Annotated in this window: 14 protein-coding genes; 11 read left to right on the top strand and 3 right to left on the bottom strand. The window is 68.2% G+C overall.

What is annotated here, in order from left to right:
* The first annotated feature begins 26 nt into the window (after positions 1 to 26).
* On the top strand, positions 27 to 941 hold the full coding sequence (locus CUR96_RS08690; protein WP_432612421.1) for a heme o synthase: 915 nt from the start codon (positions 27 to 29) through the stop codon (positions 939 to 941).
* Positions 942 to 1,043: 102 nt separating this feature from the next.
* Here CUR96_RS08690 and CUR96_RS08685 read toward each other — a convergent pair whose 3' ends face one another.
* Together CUR96_RS08685 and CUR96_RS08680 are read right to left on the bottom strand one after the other, a co-directional pair.
* Positions 1,044 to 1,442, bottom strand: coding sequence for a hypothetical protein (locus CUR96_RS08685; protein ID WP_102192914.1), 399 nt, complete (start codon positions 1,440 to 1,442; stop codon positions 1,044 to 1,046).
* A gap of 75 nt (positions 1,443 to 1,517) precedes the next feature.
* Positions 1,518 to 2,624, bottom strand: a complete 1,107-nt coding sequence (locus CUR96_RS08680; protein ID WP_102192913.1) for a COX15/CtaA family protein — start codon at positions 2,622 to 2,624, stop codon at positions 1,518 to 1,520.
* 234 nt (positions 2,625 to 2,858) lie between these two features.
* Between CUR96_RS08680 and sufB the strand changes: the two genes are divergently transcribed.
* From sufB to CUR96_RS08645, 7 genes are read left to right on the top strand one after another with little or no spacing between them, the layout of a single operon-like run.
* Entirely contained in the window at positions 2,859 to 4,277 is a 1,419-nt protein-coding gene (gene sufB, locus CUR96_RS08675; RefSeq protein WP_102192912.1) for a Fe-S cluster assembly protein SufB, read from the top strand.
* Complete coding sequence (gene sufD / locus CUR96_RS08670) at positions 4,278 to 5,483, top strand: Fe-S cluster assembly protein SufD (RefSeq protein WP_102192911.1); 1,206 nt, start codon at positions 4,278 to 4,280, stop codon at positions 5,481 to 5,483. It begins immediately after the preceding gene.
* Positions 5,480 to 5,806, top strand: coding sequence for a non-heme iron oxygenase ferredoxin subunit (locus CUR96_RS08665; protein ID WP_102192910.1), 327 nt, complete (start codon positions 5,480 to 5,482; stop codon positions 5,804 to 5,806). The genes sufD and CUR96_RS08665 overlap by 4 nt, the downstream gene beginning before the upstream one ends.
* Positions 5,807 to 6,577: a Fe-S cluster assembly ATPase SufC gene (sufC, locus tag CUR96_RS08660; protein ID WP_102192909.1), complete on the top strand. Its 771-nt coding sequence runs from the start codon at positions 5,807 to 5,809 to the stop codon at positions 6,575 to 6,577. It begins immediately after the preceding gene.
* 9 nt (positions 6,578 to 6,586) lie between these two features.
* Positions 6,587 to 6,916: a metal-sulfur cluster assembly factor gene (locus CUR96_RS08655; protein WP_053096448.1), complete on the top strand. Its 330-nt coding sequence runs from the start codon at positions 6,587 to 6,589 to the stop codon at positions 6,914 to 6,916.
* A 2-nt stretch (positions 6,917 to 6,918) separates the two neighbouring features.
* Positions 6,919 to 8,073 carry a MalY/PatB family protein gene (locus tag CUR96_RS08650; protein WP_180968981.1) on the top strand — a complete coding sequence of 385 codons (1,155 nt, stop codon included), beginning with the start codon at positions 6,919 to 6,921 and terminating at the stop codon, positions 8,071 to 8,073.
* The gene (locus tag CUR96_RS08645) at positions 8,070 to 9,449 is read left to right on the top strand and encodes an MFS transporter (protein WP_102192907.1); all 1,380 of its coding nucleotides are present in this window, start codon (positions 8,070 to 8,072) and stop codon (positions 9,447 to 9,449) included. Before CUR96_RS08650 ends, CUR96_RS08645 begins: the two co-directional genes overlap by 4 nt.
* Here CUR96_RS08645 and CUR96_RS08640 read toward each other — a convergent pair.
* Positions 9,424 to 9,981 carry a TetR family transcriptional regulator gene (locus tag CUR96_RS08640; protein ID WP_102192906.1) on the bottom strand — a complete coding sequence of 186 codons (558 nt, stop codon included), beginning with the start codon at positions 9,979 to 9,981 and terminating at the stop codon, positions 9,424 to 9,426. The two genes, CUR96_RS08645 and CUR96_RS08640, sit on opposite strands and share 26 nt — an antisense overlap.
* A 90-nt stretch (positions 9,982 to 10,071) precedes the next feature.
* Between CUR96_RS08640 and CUR96_RS08635 the strand changes: the two genes are divergently transcribed.
* The 3 genes from CUR96_RS08635 to CUR96_RS08625 are packed head-to-tail and all read left to right on the top strand — an operon-like array spanning position 10,072 to position 11,931.
* Entirely contained in the window at positions 10,072 to 10,659 is a 588-nt protein-coding gene (locus CUR96_RS08635) for a biotin transporter BioY (RefSeq protein ID WP_102192905.1), read from the top strand.
* Positions 10,649 to 11,341 (top strand): energy-coupling factor ABC transporter ATP-binding protein, encoded by a 693-nt coding sequence (locus tag CUR96_RS08630; protein WP_245861149.1) that lies wholly within the window; start codon positions 10,649 to 10,651, stop codon positions 11,339 to 11,341. The genes CUR96_RS08635 and CUR96_RS08630 overlap by 11 nt, the downstream gene beginning before the upstream one ends.
* Positions 11,338 to 11,931 (top strand): energy-coupling factor transporter transmembrane component T family protein, encoded by a 594-nt coding sequence (locus CUR96_RS08625; protein ID WP_102192931.1) that lies wholly within the window; start codon positions 11,338 to 11,340, stop codon positions 11,929 to 11,931. Before CUR96_RS08630 ends, CUR96_RS08625 begins: the two co-directional genes overlap by 4 nt.
* Positions 11,932 to 12,118 lie beyond the last annotated feature (187 nt).

The following is a 12,118-nucleotide window of genomic DNA, read 5'->3' as shown; positions in this document are numbered from 1 at the left end:
TGACGCGTGCGGAGGAGGCGATCGAGATCTCGACGATGACTGAGAAGACCGTGGTGAAGCAGTCCATCGGCCGCACTGTCAAGGCCTACGTCGCCCTGACGAAGCCACGCGTGCTCGAGCTTCTGCTGGTCTCCACCGTGCCGGTGATGTTCCTCGCACAGGGCGGACTGCCGAACATGTGGCTCGTGCTCGCGACCGTGATCGGCGGCTCGATGAGCGCCGGATCGGCTGCCGCGTTCAACATGTATCTCGACCGCGACATCGATGCGCACATGCACCGCACCGAGAACCGGCCGCTGGTCACCGGCGAGATCACGCCGCGCGGCGCCCTGATCTTCTCGTGGACGCTCGCCGTGGCATCCACCGTCTGGCTCGCCCTCACCACCAACTGGCTCGCGGCGACGCTGTCGGCCGTGGCGATCTTCTTCTACGTCGTGATCTACACGATGATCCTCAAGCGCCGCACGGAGCAGAACATCGTCTGGGGCGGGATCGCCGGGTGCTTCCCCGTACTCATCGGCTGGGCGGCGGTGACCGGATCGCTCGACTGGCCGGCATTCGTGCTGTTCCTGCTGATCTTCCTGTGGACGCCGCCGCACTACTGGCCGCTGTCGATGAAGTACAAGTCCGACTACGAAGACGTCGACGTGCCGATGCTCGGCGTGACGCGCAACGCCTCTCAGGTGGGGCTGCAGGTCATCCTCTACGCATGGGCGACGGTCGCGTGCTCGCTGCTGCTCGTGCCGATCGCCGACATGGGCCTCGTGTACACGGTGTCGGCGCTGGTGTTCGGCGGCTGGTTCATCTACGAGTCGCACCGCCTGTACAACCGTGCGGTGCACGGTACCGAGCCGCGTCCGATGCGGGTGTTCCACGCATCGATCACGTACCTGACGCTGATCTTCGTCGCCGTTGCGATCGACCCGCTGCTTCCGTTCTGAGTCACGGCGCTCCTGCCAGGTTCAACCTCGCAGAGCTGCTGCTTCTTCGCAGAGAATCTCGCGAAACCTGCGACGTCGCTGCAGCACTGCGAAGCTACGACCTCACCTGGTGAGCGCCGGCTCTGCGTCCTGGGCGGGGGCGGCCCCGTCGGCGTCCACCGTCTCCGTGGCGTCTTCAGCCGCATTCTCCACCGCGTCGATCTCAGGGCCGGTGCGGTCTTCGGATTCCGCGACCGGAGCCGGCGCACGCAGCAGAGCCTTCGCCGCTGCCAGCACCAGCGCGAGGAGGATGCCGACCACTCCGGCTCCGAGTAGAACCGCGCCGACGAGGACGATCGACGGTCCCACGTAGACCTCGACGTTCGTCGCTGTGCCGTCGAGCAACCTCGCGGTCATCGTGCCGATCTGCCCGGCGATGAGCCACACTCCGACCGCGGCCGAGGCGACGGAGAGGACGAGGAGGGCCCAGTAGGGAACGTTTCGTGTCAGTGATGTTTTCATGGGACGAGCCTCGCCGACGCCGTGATGAGTCCCGCGTGCGCCGGCTTTGTGTCGGCTATGCATCTGCCGACCGCGTCAGCTCCTGATGCGCTTGAGATGCAGCACCACGACGGTGTAAGCGGCGGCGGCCAGCGCGGCGAGCACCATGTGGATGCCGACGAGCAGAGGCGGGAGTCCCTCACGGGCCTGCCAGACGCCGACCCCGACCTGCACCGCGATTGCCACGGCCAGGACCAGCAGCCAGCGGCGCGGTTCGAGACGGAGCACCCACGATACGACCGCGAGCGCCAGCACCAGGCCAGCGAGGATGTATCCGGGCCAGGAGTGCACGTGCGCAAGCACCGTCGCGTCGAAGCCGTGGCGCAGCACGTCGGCATCGCCGGAGTGCGGACCGGATCCGGTGGTCAGGACACCGAAGAGGATCGTGACCGCGAGCGCGAGCCCGGTGATGTGCGTCGTGACGGCGAACCACCGCGGCACCGCGCGCTCACGCGGCCCCGGTGCCGCATTCATCCGCACCAGGAACGCCGCTGTCACGCACACCAGCAGCAGAGACGAGGCGTAGTGGAAACCGACGATGAACGGGTTCAGGCCCGTGAGCACGGTGATCCCGCCCACGAAGGCCTGCGCCACGACTCCGACCAGAGTGATCCACGCCAGCGTCACCAGGTCGCGACGATCGCGAGTGGAGCGGATGGAGTGCACAGCGGCGGCGATGCACACCAGAAGCAGGACCGCCGACGCGATCGGGAACGCCGGGAGCACGAGCGGCGCGCTGACGGCGTAGGCGATGACGGCCGCGACGATGCCGCCGACGGCGTAGCGCACGGCGAGCATGAGCGCGCGCCGCCCGCCCGTCGCCTGCAGTACGAGGAGGATCACAGCGACAGCGATGATCCCCACGACCCCGGTCATCGTGCGGTTGCCGAACTCGATCACGCCATGGATGCCCTGTTCCGGCGTCGGCACCAGCGACTCCGGCGTGCACAGCGGCCACTCGGAGCATCCGAGACCCGAGCCGGTGAGCCGTACCGCACCGCCGGTGCCGATGATGATCGTCTCCGTGAGGAACGAGAGCCATGCGAGGACCCGCAGAAGACGACCGACGCGAGCCGGGGACTCCGTAGCGGAGCGGTGCTCCCGGCCCCGGGCGTCGGGAGCGGGGATCGTGGTCTCGGGCATAGGTCCTCCGGACCGCGGGTGAACGTTACGGGGCACGGCCCGGCGTCCAGGCGGAACCTGTAGAATCGGATTGTTGTGATGAGCGCTGACCGCGCTGAAGCATCGTCAACAGTTTAGGCGCGATGGATGCGCCGGTGATGAGGGCCCACCAGCGGCACCCGCTCCCGCAGACTCGACGGGGATCAGGTGTGTCGGGGCGGATGACACCGTTGGGACCTAAGAGGAGAGTGTGTGATGTCGGATGTTCTGATCGACCGCCCGGAGCTTGACGGTCTGGGGGTGTACGAGTTCGGCTGGCACGACGCGGACGCCGCGGGTGCCATTGCGAAACGCGGTATCTCCGAGGAGGTCGTCCGCGGGATCTCGGGCCTCAAGAACGAACCCGAATGGATGCTGAAGACCCGTCTGAAGGGGTATCAGCTCTTCGGTCGCAAGCCGATGCCGACCTGGGGCGCCGACCTCAGCGAGATCGACTTCGACAACATCAAGTACTTCGTCCGCTCGACGGAGAAGCAGGCCCAGTCCTGGGAAGAGCTTCCGGCAGAGATCCGTGAGACCTACGAGCGCCTCGGCATCCCGGAGGCGGAGCGTCAGCGCCTCGTCTCGGGCGTCGCCGCGCAGTACGAGTCCGAGGTCGTCTACCACCAGATCCGCGAGGACCTGGAACAACAGGGTGTCATCTTCATGGACACCGACACCGCGCTGCGCGAGCACCCCGAGATCTTCCAGGAGTACTTCGGCACCGTGATCCCCGCGGGCGACAACAAGTTCGCCGCGCTGAACACGGCCGTCTGGTCGGGCGGCTCCTTCGTGTACGTGCCCAAGGGCGTGCACGTCGAGATCCCGCTGCAGGCGTACTTCCGCATCAACACCGAGAACATGGGCCAGTTCGAGCGCACCCTGATCATCGCCGACGAGGACAGCTACGTTCACTACATCGAGGGCTGCACCGCCCCGATCTACAAGTCGGACTCCCTGCATTCGGCCGTCGTCGAGATCATCGTGAAGAAGAACGCCCGCGTTCGCTACACGACGATCCAGAACTGGTCGAACAACGTCTACAACCTCGTCACCAAGCGTGCGGTCGCCCACGAGGGCGCCACCATGGAATGGATCGATGGCAACATCGGCTCCAAGGTCACGATGAAGTACCCGTCGATCTACCTGATGGGCGAGCACGCCAAGGGCGAGACCCTGTCCGTCGCCTTCGCCGGTCCCGGTCAGCACCAGGATGCCGGCGCGAAGATGATCCACATGGCGCCGTACACCCAGTCCTCGATCGTCTCGAAATCGATCGCCCGCGGCGGTGGTCGTGCCGGTTACCGCGGCGAGGTGCGAGTGGATGCCAACGCGCACCACTCCGCGAACACGGTGCGCTGCGACGCGCTGCTGGTCGACACCAAGTCGCGCTCCGACACCTACCCGGCCATCGACATCCGTGTCGACGACGTGCAGCTCGGCCACGAGGCGACCGTCTCGAAGGTCAGCGAAGAGCAGCTGTTCTACCTGCAGTCCCGCGGCATGCCCGAGGACGAGGCGATGGCGATGATCGTGCGCGGCTTCATCGAGCCGATCGCTCGCGAACTGCCGATGGAGTACGCGATGGAATTGAACAAGCTCATCGAGATGGGCATGGAAGGCAGTGTCGGCTAGATGACGGCCCCGACGACAGCGCCCGCCGAGGCGCAGCACACGAACGCCCACGTGGACCCGGCGGCTCAGGTCTTCGCTACGGGATTCGTTCCCGTGCAGACCAGATCCGAGCGACCGCACTCGTTCGAACCCGCCGATTTCGGCACGCCGACGGGCCGCGAGGTCAACTGGAAGCACACCCCGGTCGCCCGGCTCGCCTCGCTCTTCGACGTCGCCGCCGAGAAGGACGGCGTGAGCTACGACTTCGGCACGGCGCAGCAGTATGTCGCGGCTCCGCTCGCTGCCGGCGCCGCACCGCGTGGTGACGTCTTCCTCCCGGAAGACGTCACGTCCGCCGTGGCCTGGCAGGGCTCCCCGGAGGCGCTGCACATCCGCATCCCGCGCGAGACGGAGGTCGCCGAGCCCCTCCTCGTCACGATCACCGGGCAAGGCGCCGAGCGTCGTGCCGACGCGCACGTCGTGATCGAGGCGCTGGAGCACAGCACTGCGACGGTCGTGCTGCAGCACACCGGTGCCGCGCAGTACGCGCAGAACGTCGAGATCATCGCCCGCGACGGTTCCAAGCTCACCGTGATCAGCCTCCAGCAGTGGCAGGATGACGCGATCCACACGGCGTCGCATCAGGCGCGCGTGCATGCGGACGCCACACTGAAGCACTTCGTGATCACCTTCGGCGGCGGTGTCGTCCGGGTGAACCCGAACATCGAGCTCGCAGGGACCGGATCAGAGGGCTACCTCTACGGACTCTCCTACGCCGATGCCGGCCAGCACTTCGAGAGCCAGGTCTTCCTGCACCACAAGGGTGCGCACACCACCGGCGACGTGCTCTACAAGGGCGCGCTGCAGGGTGCGGGGGCGCACAGCGTCTGGATCGGCGACGTTCTCATCGGACCTGATGCGACCGGCACGAACTCCTACGAGGCCAACCGCAACCTGGTGCTCACCGAGGGTGCACGCGCCGACTCGATCCCGAACCTCGAGATCCAGACGGGCGACATCCAGGGCGCCGGCCACGCGAGCGCGACCGGCCGCTTCGACGACGAGCAGCTCTTCTACCTGCAGGCCCGCGGCATCAGCGAGGAGGAGGCACGGCGACTCGTCGTGCTCGGCTTCCTCACCGACATCGTGCAGCGCCTGGGCATCCCGGCCCTCGAGGCCGAGCTGCTGGCGGCGATCGAGACCGAGCTCGCGGCGGTGAACGCATGACCGCGCACCGCGTCTGCGGCGTCTCCGACCTGGAGCAGGACACTCCGATCCGCGTCGATCCCGACGGCGTCCCGATCACGGTGATCAAGGACTCCGAGGGCGTCATCCACGCGATCGGCGACACCTGCACGCACGGCGAGATCTCCCTCGCCGAGGGCTTCGTCGAAGGTGACACGGTGGAGTGCTGGGCCCATGGCTCGGCGTTCTCGATGATCACCGGCGTGCCCCAGAACCTCCCTGCGTATGAGCCCGTTCCGGTCTACGTCGTCGAGATCGACGGCGACGACGTGCTCATCGACCCGACTGTGATTAAGGAAGTCTGAATGTCTGTTCTCGAGATCCGCGACCTGTACGTGACGGTCGAGACCGAGGCGGGAACCACCCCGATCCTCAACGGAATCACCCTCACGATGAACACGGGGGAGACCCACGCGATCATGGGGCCGAACGGCTCCGGCAAGTCCACGCTCGCGTACACGATCGCGGGCCACCCGAAGTACACCGTCACCGGCGGCTCCATCACCTTCGACGGTGAGGACGTCCTGGCGATGAGCGTCGACGAGCGTGCGCGTGCGGGGCTCTTCCTCGCGATGCAGTACCCCGTCGAGATCCCCGGCGTGACGGTGACGAACTTCCTCCGCACCGCCAAGACCGCGCTCGACGGCGAGGCGCCCGCGATCCGCGGCTGGACCAAGGACGTCAAGCAGGCGATGACGAACCTGCGCATGGACCCCAAGTTCGCGCAGCGCAACGTCAACGAGGGCTTCTCCGGAGGCGAGAAGAAGCGTCACGAGATCCTTCAGCTCGAGGTCCTCAAGCCGAAGTTCGCGGTGCTCGACGAGACCGACTCCGGACTCGACGTCGACGCGTTGAAGATCGTCTCCGAGGGCGTCAACCGCGCCAAGGAGTCGACCGGTCTCGGCGTGCTCCTCATCACGCACTACACGCGCATCCTCCGCTACATCCGACCGGACTACGTGCACGTCGTCGTCGGCGGACGCATCGTCGAGGAGGGCGGCCCCGAGCTCGCGGACCGCCTCGAGAACGAGGGATACGACCGTTTCCTCGACCCTGCCGCTCCCATCGAGGCGTAGGCTGAGCGTATGACCGCGACGCTCACCGATGCGAAGTACGACGAGGTCACCGAGGCTCTCAAGGACGTCATGGACCCCGAGCTCGGGATCAACGTCGTCGACCTCGGACTCATCTACGACCTCGCCTGGGATGACGAGAACGATGCTCTCGTCATCCACATGACGCTGACCAGCGCCGGCTGTCCTCTCACCGACGTGCTCGAGGATCAGACCGCCCAGGCGCTGGACAACGTCGTCGACCGGTTCCGCATCAATTGGGTCTGGATGCCGCCGTGGGGTCCGGAGAAGATCACCGATGACGGGCGCGACATGATGCGCGCCCTCGGCTTCGCCATCTGAGGATGCTCGAAGTCACCGCCCTCCCGCTGGCCGAGCTGCGCGCTCGGACCAGCGAGAAGTGGCGCGAGTACCCCGACGACGTGCTCCCGCTGTTCGTGGCCGAGACGGATTTCCCGCTGGCGCCGGCGGTCGCCGACGCACTGCAGCACGCTGTCGCGACCGGGGACACCGGCTACATCGCCTCACGCAATCCGCTCGCCGGTTCCTATGCGGCCTTCGCCCGCCGCCGGTTCGGCTGGGACGCGGATGCCGAGAGGATGCGCAGCACTGCCGACGTCAGCATGGGGATCGTCGAGATCCTTCGCCGCGTCGTCTCGCCCGGGGAACGGGTGGTCGTGACCACACCGGTCTACCCGCCGTTCTTCGAGCTCGTGACCGAGGCCGGCGGGATCGTGGAGCGGGTCCCGTTGCGGGACACCGGGACGGGATGGGAACTCGATCTCGAAGCGATCCGGTCTGCGCTCGACGACGGAGTCCGCGCCGTGCTGCTCTGCAACCCGCACAACCCGACGGGCACGGTGCACAGCCGTGATTCGCTGGCGGCTCTTGCCGCTCTCGCGGATGAGTACGGGGCAGCCGTGGTCTCGGATGAGATCCACGCGCCGCTCGCACAGCCGGGCACCGGGTACACGCCGTTCCTCGCGGTGAGCGACGACGCGCGTCGTGTCGGCTACGCGGTCGTCAGCGCGAGCAAGGCCTTCAACCTCGCCGGCCTCAAGTGCGCTCTGATGGTGACGGCCGCCGACTCCACGAGCGCGGTCGTGCGCGACCTGCCGATCGAGGTGGAATGGCGCACCGGGCAGTTCGGCCTGCTCGCAGCGGTGGCGGCGTTCTCCGAAGAGAGCGATCCCTGGCTCGACGGTCTGCTGCACACTCTCGACCAGAATCGTCGCCTCGTCGCGGATCTGCTGGCCGCGCACCTTCCGGACGCGCGCTACCGGATTCCGGATGCAGGCTACCTGGCCTGGATCGACCTCACCGGCCTCGGCTGGGGAGAGAACCCTGCGCGCCGCATCCTGCGTGATGCGAAGGTCGCGCTCCACTACGGGCCGGCATTCGGCGGCGAGGGCGCGGGGCATGTGCGCCTGAACTTCGGCACCAGCCCGGAGATCATCACCGAGGCGATCGAGCGCATCGCGGCGCTCGTCGAACGGTGAGCGCGACGCAGGCCGCCGTTTCGATCTGGGATCGTGCGCGTCTCGGCATCACCGTCGGCTCCGTCGTCCTGATCTTCCTCGCCGCCATCGAGGCACTGGCCGTGACCACCGTCATGCCGATCGTCAGCGTCGATCTCAACGGGGAGGCGCTGTTCGCGGTCGCGTTCTCCGGCACCCTCGCCACCGGGGTGATCGGCATGGTCGCTGCAGGAGCATGGAGCGACCGCACGGGTCCTCGGGTGCCGCTGTACACGGCCGTGGTGCTCTTCATCATCGGCCTCGTCGTCTCGGGGTTCGCACCCGACATGTACACGTTCATCGCGGGGCGGCTCATCCAGGGCCTGGGCGCAGGTGGGCAGACCGTCGCTCTCTACGTCGTGGTGGCCAGGGTCTATCCGTCCGAGCTGCACGGTCGGATCTTCGCGGCGTATGCGGCGGCCTGGGTCGTGCCCTCCATGATCGGCCCCTTCCTGGCGGGCGCCGTGGCCGAGTTCCTGCACTGGCGATGGGCGTTCCTGGGCGTCGCGGTGCTCACGGTGCTCGCGTTCGTGCTCGTCGCCGCGCGGCTGCGCGACGTCTCGCTGAATCCTTCGGACGACGCCACTGCGGACGCGCCGATTCCGCGCAGCGGGTCGATCGGAATGCGGATGCTGCGTGCCGTCGTCGTCGCCGTGTCGGCGGTCGCCGTCGGCTTCGCGGCAGAGGCTCAGCCGGCGATCGGGTGGCCGATCGCGCTCGGAGCCCTGGCCGTGCTCGGCTTCGCGATCCTGCCTCTGCTGCCGCCCGGCACACTGCGGGCCCGCCGCGGACTGCCCAGTGTGATCCTGGTGCGCGGCCTGGCCGCCGGCTCCTTCTTCGCCGCCGAGGCCTACGTGCCGAAGCTTCTGATGGACCGCTTCGAATTCAGCCCGACCATCGCGGGCCTCGCCCTCACGATCGCCGCGCTGGCGTGGTCGAGCGCGTCCGCGGTGCAGGGGCGCTATGGCGACCGGCTCGGCAGCACGCGGATCGTGGCCGTCAGCATCCCGCTGATGCTGGTGGCCGTGCTCAGCCTTCTCATCGTCTCCGTGTCCGGCACGATGCCGTGGCTCGCCGTGATCGGCTGGGGATTCGCCGGCGCCGGCATGGGGCTGCTGTACCCGAGGCTGACCGTGCTGACCCTGGCCTACTCGACGTCGGCCGACGAGGGGTTCAATTCCTCGGCGCTCTCGATCTCGGACTCCACGGGGTCAGCGGTCACGATCGCGCTGGCCGGGCTGCTGTTCCTCGCTCTGCCCTTCGGAGGGTCGGGATTCCCGATCGTCTACGTGTTCACGGCCGTGCTGCTGGTGGTCGCCCTCATCCCCGGGCTCAGGCTGGGCGACGGGTCTCGCTGAGCGAGACGAAGGCGCGGATGCCGGCCTCGAAGACGTCGGCGGAATCGGCGGTCGGGTCGGCGGCGCTCCCATCGACAGCGCCGATGCTCTGCGCGTGCATCCGCTGCTGCAGCAGCATCGCGTGGCCGAGGATGAACTCGAAGACCGCATCGGCGAACGCCCCGTTGTCGCCGTTGTCCCCGCTGCCCGATGCGGCCAGCGCGGCTTGCGCTCGCCCGGCGCCGAGGCGCAGCGCGTAGGCGCTCATGACGACCTCGGCGCCGTCGCGGTAGGCGAGCAGCGCGTCGCGGATCGCGCGGGCGGTCGGTGCGAGCGCGAGCGAGGGATCCGGTTCGGGTATCGCGCTGAGGATGCGGTCGGCGACGGCCGCCAGGAGTTCCTGCTTGCTCGCGAAATGCCAGTACAGGGCGCTCGCCTGCACGTCGAGTTCGGCCGCGAGACGGCGCATCGACAGGTCGGGGAGCCCGACGTCGTCGAGCAGCCGCAACGCACAGTCGACGACGCTTCGGCGGTCGTGTCGTGCAGGGCTCATCTCCTCAGTATACTGAACGGCGTTCAGGTGAACAGTGTTCAGGTGCGTCGACTCCGTCGACAGCGCGAGAACTCCCTCGAGAGGAGAATCATGTCCGAGCAGCGCGGCGACATCGGTCGCGGACTGGCCCGTATCGCGATCTTCGCGGCCCTCATCGTCGTCCTCGGGATGGTCACCATCCCGATTCCGGGCGGCGTCCCCATCACCGCGCAGACGCTCGGCGTCATGCTCGCCGGCGCCGTCCTCGGCCCGCGGCGGGCTCCGCTGGCCGTGCTTCTCGTGCTGGTGCTCGCCGCGGTCGGCCTGCCGGTGCTCGCGGGGGGTCGTGGCGGCCTCGGCGTGTTCGTCGGCCCGTCGGCCGGCTACCTCCTCGGCTGGGTCGTCGGCGCGCTCGTGGTCGGCCTCATCGTGCACCGGGGAAGGATCACCGCCTGGCGGGTGGCGCTGGGAACGGTCGTGGGCGGCATCCTCGTGGTGTATCTGCTCGGCATTCCGGTCACCGCGCTCGTGCTGGGGCTCGATCTCGCACCGACCGCGCTGGCCGCCACCGCCTTCCTCCCCGGCGATCTCCTGAAGGCCGGCGCAGCCACGGCGCTCACGCTGGCCCTTCGGCGCGCCTATCCTCCCGCCTTCGGCCTCTCCGCGTTCGATCGGGCGGCGTCGGCGCGTGTCGCCTGACACGCTGCTGGGCACGATCGGGCTCGAGAACGTCTCTGTGCGGATCGACGGGCGTGCCGTTCTCAGCGACGTCACCCTCGAGCTCGCCGCGCGCCGGATCGCCGTGATCGGAGCGAACGGATCGGGCAAGTCCACGTTCGCGCGTCTGTTGAACGGACTCGTCGCACCGTCATCGGGAAAGGTGCTGGTGCACGGGATGGATCCCGTGCAGGAGCGGCGACAGGTGCGACGCCGGGTCGGCTTCGTCTTCTCGAACCCCGACGCGCAGATCCTGATGCCGACGCCGGCAGAGGACCTGGCGCTCTCGTTACGGGGCCGTGAGGGAGGGGAGATCGCGGATCGCGTGCGCGAAGCCCTCCATGCGCACGGCCTGGCCGAGCACGCGGATGCACCGGCGTTCTCTCTCTCCGGAGGACAGAAGCAGATGCTGGCGCTGGCGTCCGTCCTCATCACCGAACCGGAGCTCGTCGTCGCGGACGAGCCGACGACGCTCCTCGACCTGCGCAACTCCCGACGGATCGGCGACCTGCTCCTCTCTCAATCCGCACAGCTCGTGCTCGTCACGCACGATCTCGATCTCGCCGCGAGGTGCGACACGGTGATCCTCTTCGACGAGGGCCGGGTGGTCGGCCTCGGGGAGCCGGCCGCGATCATCGAGACCTACCGGTGGACGGCCGGATGATCCTGCTGTACCGCCCGGGGTCGAGCATTCTGCACCGATCACCGGCCGGCGTGAAGCTCGCGCTGTTCGCGCTGGCCGCGCTCGCGCTGTCCGCCTACCCCCACGACGGCTGGAGCATCGCCGTTGTGCTGGTCGCCGTGTGCGCGCTCTATGCCGTGGCGCGGCTCCCGTTGCGCATCCTCCTCGCCGAAGCGTGGCGGCTGCGCTGGATCGTGCTGGTGCTCGGCGCTGCGCTGACGATCTTCGTGTCGCCCCTCATCGCCTGGATCAACACCGGGAGAGTCGTCGGCATCGTGCTGCTCGCCAGCCTGCTGACCCTCACCACCCGGATGTCTGACCTGCTCGCTGTGCTGCACCGGCTGATGCGCCCGCTGGGCCGGATCGGTGTCGACGCGGAATCCGTGGCGATGGCCATATCGCTCACCATCACCATGATCCCCGTGGTGGCGGGGTTCGCCGACCGCGTTCGAGACGCTCAGGATGCGCGGGGGGTTCGTCTCGGCGTGCGGTCGGCCATCCCTCTGCTGGTGCTCGCCCTCCGGCATGCGGACGACGTCGGCGACGCCCTCGCCGCCAGAGGCCTCGCCTGACCCGGCTCGGCGCGAGAACCGCAGCGACATCAGGAGCATGGCGACGGCGATGCTCGCCGTGACGACGGAGGTTCCGAAGATGAGCAGCATCAGGACCGCACTCAGCCCGGTCAGCGTGGTGAGCGCGATGCGCCGGCCGGATCGATGCGCCTCTGGAGCGGCACCCGCCTCGAACCGCGTGAAAGCG

It is taken from the genome of Microbacterium aurantiacum (assembly GCF_002872075.1).
In the GTDB taxonomy this organism is placed as follows: Bacteria; Actinomycetota; Actinomycetes; order Actinomycetales; family Microbacteriaceae; genus Microbacterium; species Microbacterium aurantiacum_A.
Note: the sequence above shows the minus strand (reverse complement) of the source record. Positions and strands in the feature narration are given on the sequence as shown.

Bases quoted from the DNA above. Each gene is read 5' to 3' on its own strand.
- CUR96_RS08665 (WP_102192910.1), top strand. From the start codon at position 5,480: ATGACCGCGCACCGCGTCTGCGGCGTCTCCGACCTGGAGCAGGACACT.
- CUR96_RS08625 (WP_102192931.1), top strand. From the start codon at position 11,338: ATGATCCTGCTGTACCGCCCGGGGTCGAGCATTCTGCACCGATCACCG.
- CUR96_RS08640 (WP_102192906.1), bottom strand. From the start codon at position 9,981: ATGAGCCCTGCACGACACGACCGCCGAAGCGTCGTCGACTGTGCGTTG.
- sufD (WP_102192911.1), top strand. From the start codon at position 4,278: ATGACGGCCCCGACGACAGCGCCCGCCGAGGCGCAGCACACGAACGCC.
- CUR96_RS08685 (WP_102192914.1), bottom strand. From the start codon at position 1,442: ATGAAAACATCACTGACACGAAACGTTCCCTACTGGGCCCTCCTCGTC.
- CUR96_RS08655 (WP_053096448.1), top strand. From the start codon at position 6,587: ATGACCGCGACGCTCACCGATGCGAAGTACGACGAGGTCACCGAGGCT.
- CUR96_RS08680 (WP_102192913.1), bottom strand. From the start codon at position 2,624: ATGCCCGAGACCACGATCCCCGCTCCCGACGCCCGGGGCCGGGAGCAC.
- sufB (WP_102192912.1), top strand. From the start codon at position 2,859: ATGTCGGATGTTCTGATCGACCGCCCGGAGCTTGACGGTCTGGGGGTG.
- CUR96_RS08635 (WP_102192905.1), top strand. From the start codon at position 10,072: ATGTCCGAGCAGCGCGGCGACATCGGTCGCGGACTGGCCCGTATCGCG.
- CUR96_RS08650 (WP_180968981.1), top strand. From the start codon at position 6,919: ATGCTCGAAGTCACCGCCCTCCCGCTGGCCGAGCTGCGCGCTCGGACC.
- sufC (WP_102192909.1), top strand. From the start codon at position 5,807: ATGTCTGTTCTCGAGATCCGCGACCTGTACGTGACGGTCGAGACCGAG.